Below are 18,570 nucleotides of genomic sequence, written 5' to 3' on the forward strand. Positions count from 1 at the left end.
GGAATTCGTGAAAACCGAGGAACTGACCCGTTCGCCCTGGCTCGTGCTCACCGCGGTCGCGGTCGGCTCGGTGATGACCGGCGTGGACGGCACCGCGCTCACCATCGCCGGCCCGGACCTGGCCGCCGACCTCGGCGCCTCCCTGACCGGCCTGCAGTGGGTGGCCAACGCCTACCTGCTGGCCACCGCGCTCGCCCTGCTCCCGGCAGGCGCGCTGGCCGACCGCTACGGGCGGCGCGCGGTGTTCCTGTGCGGGGTGGCCGGTTTCACCCTGACCTCGCTGGCCATCGCGCTGGCCGGACAGGTCTGGTTGGTGATCGCCCTGCGCGCGCTGCAAGGGGTGTTCAGCGCCATGCTGCAACCGGCCGCGCTCGCCTTGCTGCGGGCCAGCTTCCCGCCGCGCACGCTGGCGCCGGCGATCGGCGTGTGGAGCGCGGTGGCCGCGCTCGGCCTGGCCGCCGGACCGCTGCTCGGCGGCCTGCTGGTGGCCGCGGGCGGCTGGTCGGCGATCTTCTACGTCAACCTGCCGGTCGGCCTGCTCGCCATCGCGCTCACCCTGCTCTTCGTCCAGGAGTCCCGCACGGACCAGGCACTGCGCCTCCGTCAGGTGCTGGACCTGGTGCGCCCCAGGCAGTTCCGGGCCGGGGTGGCGCTGGTCGCGGTCACCTTCGGCGCGCTGTTCGGCGTGCTGTTCCTGCTCACCCTGTACCTGCAGAACCTCAAGGCCCTCGACCCGGTGACCGCCGGGCTGTGGCTGGTCCCGGTCACCGGCGTGGTGGTGCTCAGCGCCCCGCTCGGCGGCGCGCTGACCCGCCGCCACGGCCCGGTCCCGCCCGCGGTCGCCGGTCTGCTGCTGGTCGCGGCCGGACTGTTCACCATGACCACGCTGGACGTGGCCTCCGGCGCCACCGCGGTCGCGCTGGCCACCGTGCCGCTGGGCCTCGGCGGCGGGCTGGCCCTGGTCGCCGCCACCGAGGCGATCCTGGCCGCCGCGCCGCCGGCGGAGGCCGGGCTGGCCTCGGCGGTGCAGCAGGTGGCCGGTCAACTCGGTGGGCTGGCGGGCATCGCGGTGCTCGGCTCGATCCTGGACGGGGGTCGCAGCTTCACCAGCGGCCTGCACACCGCCGTGCTGGTGGCCGCGGCCGCCGTCACCGTGAGCGCGCCGCTCGCCGCACTGCTGCGACGTCACTGAGCACCGACACTTGCCGCGCGCGGGAAAGCTTGCTGGGCCACCAGATCGCCCGCCCCAGGTCCACCGCGAGCGCGGGCACCAGCAGCGAGCGCACCACCAGCGTGTCCAGCAGCACGCCGAAGGCCACCAGGAACGCGATCTGGGCCAGGAACAGGATCGGCAGCACCGCCAGCGCGGCGAAGGTCGCGGCCAGCACCACCCCGGCCGAGGTGATCACCCCGCCGGTCACCGACAGCCCGACCAGGGTGCCAGCCTCGGTGCCCCGGCGGGCGGCCTCCTCGCGCACCCTGGTCATCAGGAAGATGTTGTAGTCGATGCCCAGCGCGACCAGGAACACGAAGGCGTACAACGGAACCCCGGGATCCGCGCCGGGGAAGTCGAAGACGTGGTTGAACACCAGCGCGGAGACGCCGAGGGTGGCCGCGAAGGACAGCACCACGGTCAGCATCAGCAGCAGCGGGGCCAGCAGCGAGCGCAGCAGCAGCGCCAGCACCACCAGGATCACCAGCACCACCAACGGAATGATCAGCGCCCGGTCCCGCAACGCGGTGTCCTGCACGTCCAGCTGGGCCGCGGTCGGCCCGCCCACCACCGCATCCGCCCCCGGCACCCCGTGCACCGCGGTGCGCAGCGCCCGCACCGCCTCGATCGCCGCCTCACTGTCCGCCGCGTCCCGCAGGGTGGCGTTGATCTCCACCCGCCCGTCCACGACCTTCGGCAACGCCGCCACCTCCGCCACCCCCGGCACATCCCGCGCCACCGCGACCACCCGCTCCGCGGTCTGCTCCGCGGTCACGATCACCGCGGGTGAGCCGCTGCCGCCGGGGAAGTGCCGACCCAGCGCCTGCTGCCCGGACACGGAGTCCACTGTGGACAGGAACACGTCGGTCTGGGCCACCCCGTCCGCCTTGAGCTGGGGCACGAACGCCACCCCGAACAGCAGCACCGCGGTGGTCAGCACCCAGGTCCAGCGCGGCCTGGCGCCCACCAGCCTGGCCACCCTGCCCCAGATCCCGTCCTTGGCCGCGGCTGGCTTGCGCGGCCAGAAAGCACCGCGCCCCAGCAACATCAGCGCGGCGGGCAGGAAGGTCAGCGAGGCCAGCAGCGAGGTGCCGATGCCGATCGCGGCCACCGGCCCGAGCCCCTTGTTCGAGTTGAGGTCGCTGAACAGCAGGCACAGCATGCCCAGCACCACGGTCCCGGCGGAGGCGCAGATCGGTTCCAGCGAGGCCCGCCAGGCCCGCCGCATGGCCAGCCTCGGTCCTGCCTGCCGCAGCTCCTCCCGGTACCGCGCGACCAGCAGCAGCGCGTAGTCCGTGGACGCGCCGAAGACCAGGATGAACAGGATGCCCTGGCTCTGCCCGTTCAGCGTGAGCACCTCGTCCCTGGCCAGCCGGTAGACCACCGCCGCCGCGCCCAGCAGCGCCAGCCCGGCCGAGGCCAGCACCACCACCGGCAGCAGCGGACTCCGGTAGACCAGCACCAGGATCAGCGCCACCACCGCCGCGGTGACCCCGAGCAGCAGCCCGTCGATCCCGCCGAAGGTGGCCGCGAAGTCCCCGACGATCCCGGCCGGTCCGGTCACATGCGCGTGCAGCCCCTCGGGCAGGCCGTCCCCGACCTTCTCCCGCAACACCTTGACCGTCTCACCGGCCCGGAACCCGTCGCTGCCGTCCACCGGCACCAGCGCCTGCGCCGCCTTCCCGTCCGGCGCGGGCAGCACCGCCGAAGCCGGTCCTTTGAGGCCGTCCACAGTGGACGCCCGCCGCACCGCGCGCGCGATCGCGTCCTGATCGGACGGTGTCAGCCCGGAGCCGCGCTCGAAGACCAGCACCGCGGGCAGCACATCGGCCTCGGTGAACCGCTTCTGCTCGTCCGCGGCCCTGGTCGCCTCGGCGCTGGCAGGCAGGAAGGAGGCATTGTCATTGCGCTGCACCTGGGAGAGTTTCCCCAGGTCAGGCCACCCGATCGCGCCCACCACAAGCCAGGCGAGCAGGGCGAACGCGGGCAGCACAAGGCGAAGTCGGGACACCGGGAACCCCCTGGCGGCTGGGAGAGGAAACCCGATGATGCGCGCCGCTACCTACCAACAGACCATCCGAAGGTCGGATGACCGCGGTGTCCTGTCACACAGCCCTCAGGGCAGCGGGATCGGGTTCACCTGCCACCGGTTGTCCGCGTGCACCGTCGGCAGGTGCAGGGTGCCCCGGGCGCCGTCCGGCCGCAGGTAGCTCACGGTCAGCTGCATCCGGCCGCGCAGCAGTTCCGGGGTGGTGCTGATGTCGCGGACCCCGGCCTCGGCGAACCCGGACACGGTGGCCTGCGCGGCCTCCTCCGCCCCGTTGGGCAGCGAGACCAGCTCGGCCAGCCGTTCCGCGTCGGCCGCCCGCAGCGCGTCGGTCACGCCGGTGGCCAGCTCCTCCACCGAGGCCGCGCCCTTCTCCGGCTGGTTGGTGATCATGATGATCAGCGCGGTGATCCAGACCGCGGCGAAGAGCACGATCCAGGTGCGCAGGCTGCGTACTGCTTTCAGCAACATGGGTTCACAGCCACTGGTTGCGGCGGAAGATGCGGTACAGGACCAGGCAGGCCACCAGGATCACCGACAGGATGACCGGGTAGCCGTAGGTCCACTTCAGCTCCGGCATGACGTCGAAGTTCATGCCGTAGATCCCGGCGATCATCGTGGGCACCGAGATGATGGCCACCCAGGCGCTGATCTTGCGCATGTCGTTGTTCTGCCGCAGCGTGATCTTGGCCAGCACCGCGTCGATCAGCGTGGTCAGCATCTCGTCGAAGGTGACGATCCGGTCGTGCACGGTGGTGAGATGGTCGTCCACGTCCCGGAAGAAGGTGCGCACCTCATCCGGCACCAGCGGGATGTAGCCCTCGGCCAGCCGCCGCAGCGGGGTGGCCAGCGGGCCCACCGCCCGGCGCAGCTCCATGACCTCGCGCTTCATCAGGTAGATCTGCTCGGGGTCCACCGCGCTGCGCGGGTCGAAGACCTCCACCTCGAGGGTGTCGATGTCGTCCTCGACCGCGCTGGTCACGTCCAGGTAGGTGTCCACCACGTGGTCGGCGATGGCGTGCAGCACCGCGGCCGGACCGAGGGCGAGCTTCTCCTCGTCCTGCTCCAGCTCGGCGCGCAGCCCGGCCAGCGCCTGGTGCTTGCCGTGCCGGACCGTGATCACGAAGTTCCGGCCGACGAAGACCATCACCTCGCCGGTCTCCACGATCTCGTTCGCCGTGGTCGGCGACTCGTGTGCGACGTAGCGCACCGTCTTGAGCACCATGAACAGGCTGTCGTCGTAGCGCTCCAGCTTGGGTCGCTGGTGCGCGTGCACCGCGTCCTCCACCGCCAGCTCGTGCAGCCCGAAGGTCTCCGCGATGCTCTGGATCTGCTGCTCGTCCGGCTCGTGCAGGCCGATCCAGACGAAGCCGGAGCCGCGCTTGCGGACCTCCTCCACCGCGCCGGTGTGGGTCCAGCGCCCAGGCAGGCGCTTGCCGTCGACGTACACGCCGCAGTCCACCACGTAGGCGGACAGCGGCACCGGGATCTGCTGCGGCATGGCACTTCCGTTACGAGGAGCACGGCCGCGCAGGCCGAGCGTGGGCAGAACGGACATGGAAGGCTCCAGTCGAACGCGACGCGAACACGGGTGTGCCGCCAGAACCTGGCTGGGGCTCCGGCGCGATAGCGCGTCCCGACCGGTCGATGGGTCCTACCTCGTTGTAGCGAGCCCACCGGCGAGGACGCGGTCGGTACTGGGAGGGTTGCTGTCTGTACCCATCGCGTCTCACCTCCTCGGGGCCATGGCCGGAACGGTGGATTCGCTCACAGACCGGTTGTCGAGACTACCCGTACCCGGGCAAGACTGTCCTCCCCGGTCATGGTCGATCGGCCACCACCTTTGGGAGGCAGCGTGCAGTTCGGGCGGTACTTCGAGGAGTTCGAGGTCGGCGCGGTGTACAAGCACTGGCCGGGAAAGACGGTCACCGAGTACGACGACCACCTGTTCTGCCTGCTCACCATGAACCACCACCCCCTGCACATGGACGCGCACTACGCGGGGGAGACCACCGACTTCGGCAAGAACGTGGTGGTCGGCAACTACATCTACTCGCTGCTGCTGGGCATGTCAGTGGCGGATGTCTCCGGCAAGGCCATCGCCAACCTGGAGGTGGAGTCGCTGCGGCACGTCAAGCCGACCTTCCACGGCGACACCATCTACGGCGAGACCGAGGTCCTGGACAAGACCGAGTCCAAGTCCAAGGACGACCGCGGCGTGGTCTACGTGGAGACCAAGGGCTACAAGCAGGACGGCACCGTGGTCTGCGTGTTCCGGCGCAAGGTGATGGTGCCCAAGCGCTCCTACGGCGAGGCGCGCGGCGGCGAGCAGCCCGGCCGCCCCGAGCCGAAGGCCTGAGCGCGGTGAGCGCGCCTGCCGCCGAGAGGCTGCGCGAGTTCGCCGCCGCCCAGGCCGCGGCCTCCCCGCTGTACGAGTGCCTGAGCGCCGGTGCGGCCGGGGACGCCGAGGTGAGCGCCCTGGTCGGGGACGCCTCGCCGGAGCTGTTCCTGGCCGCGGCCCAGCGGGTGCTCTTCCGCGAGCCCTGGCACCCGCTGACCCGCTACTACTCCTCCCTGGGCGGCGCGGACGGCCCGGACGGCGAGCTGTGGCCGCTGTTCCGCGCCTTCGTGCTGGAGCGGGCCGAGGCGATCCGCCCGTTCCTGGCCGAGCGCTCGGTCCGGGAGGAGCTGGTCCGCCCGGCCGCGCTGCTCTACCCGGGCCTGGCCGTGGTGGCCAAGGAGGCGGGCAAGGCCCCGATCGGCCTGCTGGAGGCCGGCGCGGGGGCCGGGTTCCGGCTGGTGCCGGACCGCTACGGCTTCCGCTACGCGGTGGCCGGCGGCGGCCCGGACATCAGCCGGGGCAAGAAGACCGCCCGGCTGGTGCTGGACTGCCAGGTCACCGAGACGGCGGCCAAGCCGGCCGACGGCTTCGGCAAGCAGGCCAAGCTGCCCGCCATCGCGGCCAGGATCGGTCTGGACGCCGATCCGGTGGACGTGGCCGACGAGGACGAGCTGACCTGGCTGGAGGCCTGCGTCTGGCCGGACCAGCCGCGCAGGCTCCGGCTGCTCCGGCTGGCCGCGGACGAGGTGGTCGCGGCCAAACCGCCGTTGCTGCGGGCCGACCCGGTCACCGGACTGGCGGAGGCGGCGGCCCGGATTCCGGCCGAGCACCCGCTGGTGGTGACCAGCTGCGGGCTGCTGGACGGCCGCCCGGCCGAGTTCGCGGCGGCCTGGCTGGACGCCTTGCGCACGCTCGCGAGTCATCGTCCACTGTGGTGGGTCAGCCAAGAGGGTTACCAGGCGTTTCCCGGCGAACCGCGCGACGGGGCGGCTCACCTGGCCGAGGCTGACCGAGTGCTGAGCGTGATCAACTGGACCGGCGGCGAGCCCCGGGTGCGCAGGCTGGCTACCGCCGATCGGCTGACCCGGGGACTCACCTGGCTCGGTCCGAACTAGGCCGGCCCGGTCCCGGCCACGGCTCCGGCGGGGAGCGCTCCCCACCCGGCGAGCGCCTCCGCCAAACCGGGCGAAAGGGACCCTGCGCTGTGCAGTGCGTCGAACATCACACCGTCCATCCAGGCCACCGCGGAGGCGTCGTCACCAGGCCGGATGAGGCCGGGATCGGCGCGGACGGAGTAGTCGTGGATCTCGTAGATACCCGCCGGTGAGGGCCGGTCTACCGAACCGATCCAGCGATCGATCGTGCCGGTCAGACCGGTCTCCTCGGACAACTCCCTGATCACGGCCCTGTGATCATCTTCGCCGGGGTCCACCCGGCCGCCGGGGATGGACCAGCAACCGGCCGAAGGGGGCCGGCCGCGGCGTATCAACAGAATGCGGCCGAACGGGTCGAAGACGACTGCGCCGACACAGCGGACGCGCTGGTCCTGGGCCTCCGGCATGACCACGGAGAGTAGTTCACCTGGGAAGGCCACGTGATCCGCTGCCCCAAGTGCGGTACAAATCTGCCATAGCGCGGCGGAGTGCGGTACAACGGTTCCGCAGGCGCCAACAAGGCCGTTAGCGGACGGGGTTGGTTTACATGAACTTGAAGAAGATCCTGATCTTCGCAGGTGTTGCTCTGGTTCTCTTCTTGCTCGTCACACAGCCAACACAGGCAGCCGACGGCGTCACCGGCATCCTCGGCACGCTTCGTGGCGCGGCTGAGTCGATCATCACCTTCGTCCGGTCGCTGTTCAACTAGCGGCCGGAGGTAGCCACACGTGTTCTCGCCTCGTGACTCCGACGAGTACCTGCTCGACACCGAGCGACGCGTCATCCGCGTGCGCCGGCACTGGGCCAGTCTGCTCTGGGATATCTTCGAGGCGATGGCGCTGCTCGCCGGAGCAGTGATGATCTCCTACCTGCTGCCACCGGATGCCTGGATCATCCAGAACCTCCTGTGGTACGCGGCGCTGGTCATCCTGCTCCGGTTCGCCTACATCGTCATCGACTGGTGGGTCGAGCGGCTGGTCATCACGGACAAGCGCTTCATGATCACCAGCGGCGTGTTCACCACCAAGGTGGCCATGATGCCGGTGACCAAGGTGACCGACCTGACCTTCGAGCGGACCATGACCGGGCGCATGCTCGGCTACGGCACGATCGTGGTCGAGTCGGCCGGTCAGATCCAGGCGCTCAACAAGATCGAGTACCTGCCGAAGCCGGAGCAGATCAACGACGCCATCTCCGAGCTGGTGTTCGGTGACAAGAAGGCCCAGGCCGAGCGCTTCACCATGATGAAGGCGAAGAAGCAAACGGCCGGTAAGAAGATCATCGGCTGAGTAGTCCACACTCGTGGGCGTGCTCATCGACCTGCACGCCCACACGACCGCGTCCGACGGGACCGACACCCCGGCCGAGCTGATGGCCGCGGCATCGGCCGCCGGACTGCACGCGGTGGCGATCACCGACCACGACACGACGGCCGGCTGGGCCGAGGCTGAGCAGGCCCGCCCGGCCGGCCTTCGTGTGGTCAGGGGCGCGGAACTGTCCTGCATCGCGCCGGACGGCCGCGGCGGCAGGCTCACCGTGCACCTGCTGGCCTACCTGTTCGACCCGGACGCGCCCGCGGTGGTGGCCGAGCAGACCCGGCTGCGCGCCGAGCGCCGCGCCCGGCTGCGCCTGATCGCCGAGCGGATGGCCGCCGACGGGCTGCCGGTGGACCCGGACGCGATGTTCGCCGGGCTCGCCCCCGACGCCTCGGTCGGCCGCCCGCACCTGGCCAGGGTGCTGGTCGCGGCCGGGCTGGTGAACACGGTGGACGAGGCCTTCGCCCGGTACCTGCGCGACGGCGGGGCCTACTACCTGCCGCGCACCGACACCCCGGTGGAGCGCGCGGTGCAGATGATCGCCGCGGCCGGTGGGGTGACCGTGTTCGCACACCCCTTCGCCCGGCGGCGCGGCCCGGTGGTCACCGCCGAGGTGATCAGGGAGCTGGTGGGCCACGGGCTGACCGGGGTGGAGGTCGACCACCCCGACCACGAGCCCGCCGACCGGGATGAGCTGCGCGCGCTGGCCGAGGAGCAGAACCTGGTGGTGACCGGCTCCAGCGACTACCACGGCACCAACAAGACCGTCCGGCTCGGCGCGGAGAGCACCGCGCCGGAGCAGCTGGAGGCGCTGGTGTCGAAGGCGAGTGCGGTGCCGGTGCTCGGCTGAGTACGGTGAGTGGCGTGGCTCAGCTCGGACTGGAACTCGAAGGCATGCCGCGCAAGCTGGTGCGGGTGACGCCGGCGAAGCTGGCCACCTGGACCGGCTGCCCGCGGCGCTACCGGATGAACTACCTGGACCGCCCGGCGCCCGCGCGCGGCGGCGCCTGGGCGCACAACACCCTGGGCGCGGTGGTGCACAACGCCTTGCGCGCCTTCTTCGACCTGCCGGTGGCCAGGCGCACGCCGGAGCAGGCCGAGTCGCTGGTGGTCAAGCACTGGAAGGGCGACGGCTTCGCCGACGGCGAGCAGGCCGGGACCTACCGGGAGCGGGCCCGCGGCTGGGTGCACGAGTACGTGCGGAACCTGGACGTGACCATCGAGCCGGTCGGGCTGGAGCGCTGGGTGTCCACGCCGACCGGAACCATCGTGGCCGAGGGCAGGGTGGACCGGATCGACGAGCGGGACGGCGAGCTGGTCATCGTCGACTACAAGACCGGCAGGCACGCGCTGACCACCGACGACGCCAGGGGCTCGCAGGCGCTGGCGCTCTACGCGCTGGCCGCCGCCCGCACCCTGCGCCGCCCCTGCCACCTGGTCGAGCTGCACCACCTGCCCACCGGCGAGGTGGCCGCCTGGGAGCACACCGACGAGTCACTGGCCCGCCAGGTCCGCCGCGCCGAGGAGGCCGCGCAGGAACTGGCCCTGGCCGGGGAGCAGCTGGCCGCCGGTGGCGACCGGGACGCGCTGTTCCCACCGGTGACCGGACGGCACTGCTCCTGGTGCGACTTCCGCAGGCACTGCCCGGAAGGCCAGGCGGCCGCACCGGAGCTCGAGCCGTGGGCGATGCTGGCGCCATGACCGGAGCATTGGACGAACGGCCCCGCCGGGTCCGGCTGGGCGCGGTGCTCCGCGGCCTCAGCGGCTCGGTGGCGGCCACCGTGGTGCTGCTGGCGGTCCTGGTGATCGGCGCGCAGATCTTCGCCGCCACCGAGTCCTGGGCCGGACCGGGCTGGATCGCGGTCGGCGGGCACCTGCTGGCCGCGGCGGTCGCGGTGCTGTTGCAGTCCTACGCCGACCGGCGCACCGGGGCCGGGGCCTGGTGCGCCGGGATCGGCGTGTTCGTGGTGGCCGCGCTCGCGCTCTGGCTGTGGTGGTGGAGCTAGTGCCCTGAGTCGGACGTTCGCCAGCGGTCTCGACGGCCCAGCTTCCCGCTGACCGCACCGCCGGCAAGCCCACGTACAACCCGGTACGAGGGCTTCCCTGCGGCACGCCCAGCGGAAAGCTGGACCGCCGATACCGCCACCGAACGTCCGACTCAGGGCACTAGGTTCTTGGCGATGGTCCGCCGGACCCAGTCCGCGTAGGCCGGCGCGCTGCTGTAGAGGCCGGGGCCGTTCGCGCAGTCGCCCGGCCCGTCGCCGGGGCCTGAGGTGACCCCGACCAGCTCCCAGCGGCTGTGCTGCCCGCGCCGGATCTGCGGTCCGCCGGAGTCGCCGAAGCAGGCCATCGCGCGCGGCACCCGGCTCACCGTGCACAGCCGGGTGTCGCCGGCATAGCCGGGCGCGCACTCGGTCCTCGCGCCGATCCGGGTGCCGAGCTGCTGGAGGCGTTCGGGGAAGACGGCCTTGAGCGGCTCGGCGTCGACCACGGTGCCGAAGCCGAGCAGCCGGGTCGGCGTGCCGGGCCTGCCGGGCTCGTCGGCGATCCGGATCGGCTGCTGCCGCACCGGGCGGTCCAGGCGGATCAGCGCGACGTCGTCCTGGTTGGGCTCGCCCTGCCGGTAGCCGGGGTGCGTCACGGTGAACTCGATCGCGCGCACCGAGCCCCCCGTGGAGCGGCGGGAGCTGCCGATCCGCACGGTCCCGTCCGGCTTGGCGCCCACCCCGGGGTCGAGGCAGTGCGCCGCGGTGAGCACCCAGCGCGGGTGCACCAGCGAGGCCCCGCACACCCCGTTGAGGTCCGTGCCGGGCAGCGAGATCGGGATCGAGGCCATGAACGGGTAGTGCCCCGTCGCCTTGCTGCCACCGACGATCGCGCCCGCGCTGCCCGCGGTCAGGGTTGCGCACACCGCGCCCGCGGCCAGGACGACCGCGGCGCGGCGCACCGTTGTCCGGTTGAAGGTCATGGGTTCATCCTGTGCGCCCCGCGGCGCCGGCTCGATCCGGGCAGCTCGACAGTTCGCGGTGGGGCCAGCCCCCTAGGCGTTGCAGGACAAGGCATCCCGCAGTTCCGCCAGGCCCTGGCCGCGGGAGCGGACCGGTTCGTAGCCGAGCTGGGCGCGGGCCTTGGCAGTGTCCACAGTGCACTCCAGGCCCGCGCGCCACAGGGTCAGGTAGTCCAGGGGTGGCCTGCCGGGCAGGCGCAGGGCGCGCCAGGCCGCCTCGCTGAGCGCGGTCAGGGTGTGCGCGCGGCGGTAGGAGAGGGTGCGGGCCGGGGCGGTCAGGCCGTCGGCGGCGAGCAGGTCGGCGATGAAGTGGCGGTAGGCCACCGGATCCTGGTCGGTGACGAAGTAGGTCTCGCCGGGTTGACCGTGCCGGGCGGCCAGCAGCAGCGCGTGCACCGCGTTGTCCACGTGCGTGGTGTCGGTCAGCTGACAGCCGCCGCCGACCCAGCTGAACCGGCCCGCGCGCACCGCGGCCCACAGCCGGGGCAGCGCCGGATCGCCCGCGCCCCACAGCAGTCTCGGCCGGACGATCACCGCGCCGCGGGCCAGCGCGGCCGACTCGGCGCGGGCCTGGGCGGCGGCCACCGGCGAGGGCGAGTGCGGGCGGAGCGGGAGGTCTTCGGTGGCGCCGACCAAGGGGCGGCCGTGCTGGACGGCGGCGTCGGAGCTGAGCAGCACCAGGCGGGGGTGGCGGGGCAGGGCGGACCGGGTGGTCTGGAAGACGACCTCGGCGCTGCCCAGCGCGGCCAGGACCGGGACCGGGGTGGCGCCCAGGGCGCGCAGGCGGGTGGCGGCGGAGGCGGTGCGGGCGGGGGCGAGCACGGTGTGCCCCTCGGCCAGCAGCCGACGGATCAGGCGGACGCCGACGAACCCGGTACCCCCGGTCACTGCCACCTGCATCCCGGTCGTCCCTCCCGAATGCCGGCCGCCCTCCCCGCGCCCGGTCGCTGCTGCCACGGTCGAGTCCCATCCAGACAGTGCCCGCCCCCGCTGGCAACCGTGGGGTTTGCCGTTGCGGCAGAAGGAATTCCGGCGGTCCGGGACCAGGGACCTGACCTGCGGCCGAGGGGTTATCCGTTCGGTAAGTCCTTCGGGCTCGCGGCGACTCGAAAAACGAATGTGATCGGCATCACGAACGGCTGCTCACTAACATCGGCACAAAGCTGAGGGGACTGCATGCCGGAACGGACCGTGCTGGAACGCGGGGCGGAGCTCGCCGTGCTCGACGACCTGGTGCGCCGGGTGCGGGACGGGGGTTCGGCGCTGGTCGTCCTGGACGGGCCGGCCGGCATCGGCAAGACCACCCTGCTGCGCTCGGTGCGGGCGCGGGCTGGCGAGGCCGGGCTGCCGGTGGTCAGCGGGGTGGGCAGCGAGCTGGAGCGGCAGTTCGGCTTCGGCGTGGTGCGGCAGCTGATCGAGCCGAGGCTGGCCGCGGCCGGGGCGGCCCGGCGGGCGGAGCTGTTCGCCGGACCGGCGCGGTTCGCCCGGCCGGTGCTGGAGGAGGCGCCAGGCCCGGTGGACGCGGTGCCGCCGGACGCGCTCGGCGCGGCGCTGCACGGGCTGTACTGGCTGCTGGCCGGGTTCGCCGACCACGGCCCGTTCCTGGTGGTGGTCGACGACGTGCACTGGGCCGACCTGTCCTCGCTGCGCTGGCTGGCCTACCTGGCCCGGCGGCTGGACGGGCTGCCGGTGGGCCTGCTGCTCGCGGTCCGGGCAGGCGAGACGCCGGCCGATCCGCGTGCGGTGGAGGAGATCCTGGCCAGTCCGCTCTGCCAGCTGCTGCGGCCGGAGCCGTTGAGCGCGGTGGCCGTGGCCGACCTGGCGCGGGCCGAGCTGGGCGGGCCGGTGGCCGCCGAGTTCGCCGCCGCCTGCCTGGACTCCACCGGCGGGAACCCGTTGCTGCTGACCGAGTTGCTGCGCGGGCTGCGCGCGCACCGGGTCACCGGCACGGCGGCGGAGGCCGGGCTGGTGCCGGAGTTCGGCGTGGCCGCGATCGCCTCCGGCGTGCTCGGGCGGCTGCGGCGCAGCCCACCGGAGACCGGCACGGTGGCCGAGGCGGTCGCGGTGCTCGGCCCGGCGGCCACGGCGGCTCAGGTGCAGCGGCTGACCGGGCTGGGCGCGGCGCAGGTCGAGGCGTGCGTGCGGCGGCTGGTCGCGCTGGGGCTGTTCGCGGTGGACGGGCCGCGGTTCGTGCACCCGATGGTGCGCGAGGTGGTCTACCGGGACCTGTCCGCCGCCGCCCGCTCGGCCTTGCACGAGCGGGTGGCCGAGCTGATGCAGGCGCGCGCGCCGGGTTTCGAGCGAGCCGGGCCGGACCAGGTGGCTACCCACCTGCTGCCGGTGGCGCCTGCCGGTCAGGGCTGGCGGGTGGCGGCGCTGCGCTCGGCGGCCGCGCTGGCCAGGTCCAGGGGTGCGCCGGAGACCAGCGCGGCCTACCTGGCCAGGGCGATCGAGGAGGGACCGGCGGCCGGGCCGGAGCTCTACGCCGAGCTGGGCCGGGCGCAGCTGCACTTCGACGGGGTCGCCGCGGTGCGCTCGCTGACCACCGCGCACGAGCGCGGCGCGGCGGTCACCGTGGACCTGGCGCGGGCGCTGCTCACCGTGGGCCGCGGCGCGGAGGGCCTGTCGCTGATCACCGCGGCGGTGGCCCAGGCCGAGGGCACCAGCACGCACGGCTACCTGCAGAGCGAGCTGTACTTCCTGGCCTGGCAGCACGCGGCCACCGCGCCGATGATCACCGCCCGGCTGGCCGAGCCGACCGGGGAGGCCGACTCCGGCCTGCTCGGCATGCGCGCCTGCCACGAGGTGTTCCGGCTCGGCTCGCCCGAGGCGGCCCTGACGCAGGCCCGGCGCGCGCTGGCCGGTCAGGCGCTCTACACCGAGCACTGGGGCCCGCACATGTCCGCGGTGATGACCCTGATCCGCTGCGACGACCTGGCCCGGGCGGCCGCGGTGACCAGCGAGGCGGTCACGCACGCGCGGCGGCAGGGCTCGTTCCTGCGCTACGCGCTCTCCACCTGCCTGCGGGTGCAGGTCCGGCACCGGCAGGGCAGGCTGGACCTGGCGCTGGCCGACGCGGAGGAGTCCATCGGCGACCGCGACCCCGGCTGGCAGCCGCTGGCCGCGCACCGGTACGCGCACTACCTGGACGTGCTGCTCGCGCTGGACCGCACCGAGGACGCGCTGGAGCTGCTCTACCGGATGCGGCTGGACGGCGAACTGCCGGAGCTGTGGCACTTCAACCACGTGCTGGACGTGCGCGGCAGGCTCCGGCTGGCCCTGGGCGACCTGGACGGCGCACTGGCCGACTTCACCGAGTGCGGCCGACGTCTGGCCGCCTGGGGCGTGCGCAACCCCGCGGTGATCCCCTGGCGCGGCTACCAGGCCCTGGCCCTGCACGCCGCCGGGCGGCAGGCCGAGGCGTTGCGCGCCATCGAGCCGGAGCTGGCCGCGGCGCGGGAGTGGGGCCTGCCGTGGACGCTGGGCACGGTGCTGAGGATGGCGGGCACGGTCACCGGCGGCCGGGCAGGGGAGGCGCTGCTGGCCGAGGCGCTGACCGTGGTCGAGCAGGCCGAGGTGGGACTGGTGCACGCCGAGGTGCTCACCGAGCTGGGCCTGCTGCGGCACCGGCTGGGCGCGGAACAGTCGGCCAGGGAGACCTTGCGCCGGGCGCTGGCCGTGGCCGAGCAGTGCGGGGCGACCGGGACCGTGCGGCGGGCGCGGGCGGGACTGCGCGCGGCGGGTGGGCGGGAGCGGCGGGCCGAGCACACGGGGCCGGCCGCGCTCACCGGGACCGAGCGGCGGGTGGCGGCGCTGGCGGCGGACGGGCGGTCGAACCCGCAGATCGCGGCGGAGCTGACGGTCGGGGTGCGCACGGTGGAGATGCACCTGACCAACGCGTACCGGAAGTTGGGGGTGTCGGGGCGAGCGGAGCTGACGGCGGCGCTGGGGCGCTAGGCGCGGCGGGTCGGGGCGGGCTGGCGGCCCGGCGCGGTCGCCGGGTGGCGCGGCCGGGTTGTCAGGTGGCGCGGTGGCGTCGCCCGATGGCGCGGCGTGCGGTCAGGGCAGCACGAGCAGGCGCAGCAGCCTTTCCGTCTCCGCCGCCGGGTCCGTGGTCAGGCCGGTGTGCACCGGGCCGGGCTGCACCACCGTGCTCTTCGGCGCGGTCAGCCAGCGGAACCGCTGCCCCAGCCCCTGCCCTGCCGCCGGGCCCACCGCCGGGTCCGCGCACACCCCGGCCACCGAGCGCAGCACCGAGGTGATCGCCTCGGGGTCCGCGCTGGGATCCAGGGCGCGCAGCCGGTCGTGGTCCAGGTGCACCAGGGAGCCCAGGTAGTCCAGGCGGTGGCAGTAGACCAGCACGCCCGCGTTGATCGCCTCGCCGCGCTCGACCCTGGGGACCACGCGCAGCACGGCGTACTCGAACGGATAGCGCCGCGCGGTCATGTCGCGTCTCCCGGCAGGTGCTTGAGCCACTCGGGCCGGTTGCGGCCCCGTTCCGGGACCACCCGGTCGTTTCCCCGGTTCAGCGCCGCTTCCACCAGGCCCGGCAGCCAGGACTCGCGGGCGGCGAGGCGTCCGGTGAGCGCGGCCACGTAGGCCTCGCGCACGGCGTCGGTGCCCAGGAAGCCGGGTTCGTCCTCGATCCAGTCGTCGGGGACCTTGGCCAGCACCTCAGTCAGCAGCTCCTCGGTGACCAGCGGGGCCAGCGCGGCGTCCGCGGCCGCCACCTCCGGACCGAAGCCGATCAGCAGGTGGTCGGTGGCGTTGTACGGGCGGCTCGCCCAGTCCCTGGCGCCCGGCCAGTTGTGGTGGAAGATCAGCGTCGCGCCGTGGTCGATCAGCTGCGGTTTTCCGTGCCAGTACAGCATGTTCGGGTTGCGCCAGGACCGGTCCACGTTGCCGGTGAGCGCGTCGAACCACAGCACCCGGCCGGCGAACTCCGGGTCGGCGGTGAACGCGCCGGGGTCGAAGTCCAGCGCGCCCGGCAGGAAGTCCATGCCCAGGTTCAGCCCGTGGCTGGCCCGCAGCAGCTCCTGGACCTCCTCGTCCGGCTCGCTCGGCGCCATCGCCTTGTCCACCTGCGCGGTCACCAGCTCCGGCACCGGCAGGCCCAGCGCCCGCGCCAGCTCCCCGACCACTACCTCGGCGACCAGCGTCTTGCGACCCTGGCCCGCGCCGCGGAACTTCACCACATAGGTGCCCAGGTCGTCGGCCTCCATCAGGCCGGGCAGCGAACCACCCTCCCGCAGCGGGGTGACGTATCGGGTCGCGGTGACGTGGCGGAGCACGCCCGCGACTCTAGGCGAGCCAGGCCCGCCAGGTGGGCAGGAGGGTGGCCAGCAGGGCCTCGGGGTTCTCGGTGTTGGCCGAGTGGGCCGCGTCGGAGACCACCGCGAAGTCCGCGTCCAGCCGGTCGGCCATGTCCCGCTGGGAGGCCACCGACCAGGCGTCGTCGTGCTCCCCGCAGACCACCAGCGCCGGGGTGCCCGCGGTGCGCAGCGCCGCCGCCAGCCGCCCGACCAGGTCCGGTTCCCGGCGCAGGCCCTCGGCCATACCGAGCAGACCGGCCGCGCTGGAACCCAGGAACCGGGCGCGCAGCAGCTCCTTCAACGTTTCCGGGGTCTGCTCCCAGTTCGGCGAGGCCGCGTCCCGCGCCTCGCGCAGCTGCTGGGCCGCGGGCACGCCGCCGGAACGCAGCAGCGGCTCACCGGCCTCCAGCGCGCGGCGGCGCTCACCCTCGGGCAGCTCGTTCGGGCCGGAGGACAGCAGGGTCAGGCCGTCCACCCGCACGCCGGAGAGCAGCGCGCCGCGGGCGACCAGGCCGCCGTAGGAATGGCCGAGCAGCAACACCTTGCGGCCGCCCGCGGCCAGCTGGGTGATCAGCTTCGCGATCACCGCGCCGAGCGCGGCGGGCAGGTAGGCCTGCGGGTCGTCCGGGCCGGGGGACTGGTACTGGCCGGGCAGGTCGATGGCGTGCACCGCGAACCCGGCATCGGCCAACGGGTCCAGCAGCGGCGCGAAGTCCTCTTTGGACCCGGTGTAGCCCGGCACCAGCAACGCGGTCGCGCCACGGTCGGCCTCGGCCGCCGGGACCGCGTGCAGCGCCGCGATCGGCCCGTAGTCGCCCTGCAGGTCGACCCGGCGCGCTCGGTGTGGGCTGAGCTGGGAGTACGGCAACACGCTCACGTGCTGAGTCTGCCTCACCAAAGCCGGGAAAGCGCGAGAAGTCAGCGCAACGCGACCAACGTGCCGCCGCGCTGTTCCACCAGCACCGGACCGGCGCTGGACAGCGTCACCAGCCCGCGGTAACCGCGCCGGTCCACCGGGATCCGGCCGAGCACCTTGCCGGTGTTCGGGTCGGCCACGGTGAGCCCGGCCGGGGTCGGCACCACCAGCCTGCCGGCGAACAGCGTGCCGGGGCCGAGCGTGTCCTCCATCGTCCACAGTGGAGCGGTGGTGGCCGAGGCCAGCGCGATGGTGCGGGACCCGGTCCACCAGTAGATGACCGCGGGCGAGGTGGTGGCCGGTTCGCCGGTCGGGCAGGTCGAGGTGGTGGCGAAGGTCAGCGGGGTGGCCGAGCCGTCCGCGCAGCGCGCGCTGAGCACCGTGGTGGTCGGCACCACGCCACCGTCCGGATCACCCTGGAGGTCACTGGCCGGCAGGTCCAGCGGCTGCTCGGAGACCGGGGCCCCGTTGCCGTCGTAGATGGCCAGCCGCGCCGGGTCGGGCAGCACCGCGGCCACCCGGTCCGGCCCGAGCGCGACCACCCTGGCCCCCGACCCGTTGAGCACCACGCTCGCCGAGACCTCGGGCTTGTCCCAGTCCTTCGGGTTCGGCTTGAACACGCTGAGCCGGTCACCGGGATCGTCCGGGCAGCGCTCGATCACCCCGACCCGGTTCGGCGCCACCGCCACCGAGCCGAACGTGCACCCCGTCCTGGGCTGCTTGCCGGGCTGGATCATGGCCCTGACCTGGCCGTACTCCTGGGTCTTGACCAGATCGGAGCGCCAGCCCTCCAGGTAGGTCTTGCCGGTGGTGGTCAGGTGCACCCCGTCGAAGAGCAGCCGGGTGCCCGCCTCGGCGTCGCCGTTGCGCTGCGCGCCCCGCTTGCCGGTGGCCGGGTCCAGCGCGGTCACCTCGCTGCAGGTGTCCCCGCGCTGGTAGACCGCGAGGATCTGCCCGAACGCGGGCGCCACCGTGCACAACGGCAGATCCCGCTGGTACCGCCACTTCTCCTGCCCACTGAGCGGATCCCGCCCCAGCACCGCCCCGTTCTCCGCGGTCACCACCACCTGAGCGGTGGCCACCACGGTCTGGGTCGCCGGACTCGGCGCCCGCCAGACCTCGCCCAGTGTGGGCGGCGGGGTGGTGGGGGCGTCGAGGAAGGGCAGCGGTGGGCTGGCGGTCTGGGAGACGGTGGCGCGGGCGTCGCTGAAGGCCCAGATCACGGTCGCGGCGACGAGCACGGCGACGGTGATCAGGGCGGCGG

Annotated in this window: 19 protein-coding genes; 9 read left to right on the forward strand and 10 right to left on the reverse strand. The window is 73.3% G+C overall.

Annotation, left to right across the window (positions count from 1 at the left end):
- Positions 1-7 precede the first annotated feature (7 nt).
- Positions 8-1,192 (forward strand): MFS transporter, encoded by a 1,185-nt coding sequence (locus M8C13_RS39550; protein ID WP_252485954.1) that lies wholly within the window; start codon positions 8-10, stop codon positions 1,190-1,192.
- Here the strand turns inward: M8C13_RS39550 and M8C13_RS39555 are convergent.
- From M8C13_RS39555 to corA, 3 genes are all read right to left on the reverse strand, one after another.
- Positions 1,149-3,224: an MMPL family transporter gene (locus M8C13_RS39555; protein WP_252485955.1), complete on the reverse strand. Its 2,076-nt coding sequence runs from the start codon at positions 3,222-3,224 to the stop codon at positions 1,149-1,151. The genes M8C13_RS39550 and M8C13_RS39555 overlap by 44 nt on opposite strands.
- Positions 3,225-3,329: 105 nt before the next feature.
- Positions 3,330-3,731 (reverse strand): hypothetical protein, encoded by a 402-nt coding sequence (locus tag M8C13_RS39560; protein WP_252485956.1) that lies wholly within the window; start codon positions 3,729-3,731, stop codon positions 3,330-3,332.
- Between the two features lie 4 nt (positions 3,732-3,735).
- Positions 3,736-4,818 carry a magnesium/cobalt transporter CorA gene (corA, locus tag M8C13_RS39565; protein WP_252485957.1) on the reverse strand — a complete coding sequence of 361 codons (1,083 nt, stop codon included), beginning with the start codon at positions 4,816-4,818 and terminating at the stop codon, positions 3,736-3,738.
- 297 nt (positions 4,819-5,115) lie between these two features.
- Here corA and M8C13_RS39570 point away from each other — a divergent pair, with 297 nt between their 5' ends.
- Both M8C13_RS39570 and M8C13_RS39575 read left to right on the forward strand, forming a co-directional pair.
- Positions 5,116-5,619 (forward strand): MaoC family dehydratase, encoded by a 504-nt coding sequence (locus tag M8C13_RS39570; protein ID WP_252485958.1) that lies wholly within the window; start codon positions 5,116-5,118, stop codon positions 5,617-5,619.
- Positions 5,620-5,624: 5 nt separating this feature from the next.
- Complete coding sequence (locus M8C13_RS39575) at positions 5,625-6,716, forward strand: DUF2332 domain-containing protein (RefSeq protein ID WP_252485959.1); 1,092 nt, start codon at positions 5,625-5,627, stop codon at positions 6,714-6,716.
- On the opposite strand, the gene M8C13_RS39580 is transcribed toward M8C13_RS39575, so the two are convergent.
- Positions 6,713-7,162: an NUDIX hydrolase gene (locus M8C13_RS39580; RefSeq protein WP_252485960.1), complete on the reverse strand. Its 450-nt coding sequence runs from the start codon at positions 7,160-7,162 to the stop codon at positions 6,713-6,715. The two genes, M8C13_RS39575 and M8C13_RS39580, sit on opposite strands and share 4 nt — an antisense overlap.
- A gap of 140 nt (positions 7,163-7,302) precedes the next feature.
- Here M8C13_RS39580 and M8C13_RS39585 point away from each other — a divergent pair, with 140 nt between their 5' ends.
- From M8C13_RS39585 to M8C13_RS39605, 5 genes are read left to right on the forward strand one after another with little or no spacing between them, the layout of a single operon-like run.
- The gene (locus M8C13_RS39585) at positions 7,303-7,464 is read left to right on the forward strand and encodes a hypothetical protein (RefSeq protein ID WP_185000007.1); all 162 of its coding nucleotides are present in this window, start codon (positions 7,303-7,305) and stop codon (positions 7,462-7,464) included.
- 19 nt (positions 7,465-7,483) lie between these two features.
- A complete protein-coding gene (locus M8C13_RS39590; RefSeq protein ID WP_185000006.1) occupies positions 7,484-8,044 on the forward strand; it encodes a PH domain-containing protein in 561 nt (186 codons plus the stop codon).
- 19 nt (positions 8,045-8,063) lie between these two features.
- Positions 8,064-8,921: a PHP domain-containing protein gene (locus M8C13_RS39595; protein ID WP_252485961.1), complete on the forward strand. Its 858-nt coding sequence runs from the start codon at positions 8,064-8,066 to the stop codon at positions 8,919-8,921.
- Positions 8,922-8,965: 44 nt separating this feature from the next.
- Entirely contained in the window at positions 8,966-9,772 is an 807-nt protein-coding gene (locus M8C13_RS39600) for a PD-(D/E)XK nuclease family protein (protein ID WP_252485968.1), read from the forward strand.
- Positions 9,769-10,077 carry a hypothetical protein gene (locus M8C13_RS39605; RefSeq protein WP_252485962.1) on the forward strand — a complete coding sequence of 103 codons (309 nt, stop codon included), beginning with the start codon at positions 9,769-9,771 and terminating at the stop codon, positions 10,075-10,077. The genes M8C13_RS39600 and M8C13_RS39605 overlap by 4 nt, the downstream gene beginning before the upstream one ends.
- 152 nt (positions 10,078-10,229) lie before the next feature.
- Here M8C13_RS39605 and M8C13_RS39610 read toward each other — a convergent pair whose 3' ends face one another.
- A complete protein-coding gene (locus M8C13_RS39610) occupies positions 10,230-11,039 on the reverse strand; it encodes a trypsin-like serine protease (protein WP_252485963.1) in 810 nt (269 codons plus the stop codon).
- A gap of 72 nt (positions 11,040-11,111) precedes the next feature.
- Positions 11,112-11,978: an NAD(P)-dependent oxidoreductase gene (locus M8C13_RS39615; RefSeq protein ID WP_252485964.1), complete on the reverse strand. Its 867-nt coding sequence runs from the start codon at positions 11,976-11,978 to the stop codon at positions 11,112-11,114.
- 276 nt (positions 11,979-12,254) lie between these two features.
- On the opposite strand from M8C13_RS39615, the gene M8C13_RS45200 reads away from it, so the two are divergent.
- Positions 12,255-15,035 carry an AAA family ATPase gene (locus tag M8C13_RS45200; RefSeq protein WP_305884052.1) on the forward strand — a complete coding sequence of 927 codons (2,781 nt, stop codon included), beginning with the start codon at positions 12,255-12,257 and terminating at the stop codon, positions 15,033-15,035.
- Positions 15,036-15,137: 102 nt separating this feature from the next.
- On the opposite strand, the gene M8C13_RS39630 is transcribed toward M8C13_RS45200, so the two are convergent.
- The 4 genes from M8C13_RS39630 to M8C13_RS39645 all read right to left on the reverse strand — a co-directional run.
- Positions 15,138-15,524: a DUF3037 domain-containing protein gene (locus M8C13_RS39630; protein WP_252485965.1), complete on the reverse strand. Its 387-nt coding sequence runs from the start codon at positions 15,522-15,524 to the stop codon at positions 15,138-15,140.
- Entirely contained in the window at positions 15,521-16,369 is an 849-nt protein-coding gene (locus M8C13_RS39635; protein WP_252485966.1) for a HipA family kinase, read from the reverse strand. Before M8C13_RS39635 ends, M8C13_RS39630 begins: the two co-directional genes overlap by 4 nt.
- A gap of 10 nt (positions 16,370-16,379) precedes the next feature.
- Positions 16,380-17,261 (reverse strand): alpha/beta fold hydrolase, encoded by an 882-nt coding sequence (locus M8C13_RS39640; RefSeq protein WP_252485970.1) that lies wholly within the window; start codon positions 17,259-17,261, stop codon positions 16,380-16,382.
- 47 nt (positions 17,262-17,308) lie between these two features.
- Positions 17,309-18,570, reverse strand: a 1,262-nt coding sequence (locus M8C13_RS39645) for a PQQ-binding-like beta-propeller repeat protein (protein WP_252485967.1), incomplete at its 5' end; no start/stop codon positions are given.

The organism is Crossiella sp. SN42 (assembly GCF_023897065.1).
GTDB lineage: Bacteria > Actinomycetota > Actinomycetes > Mycobacteriales > Pseudonocardiaceae > Crossiella.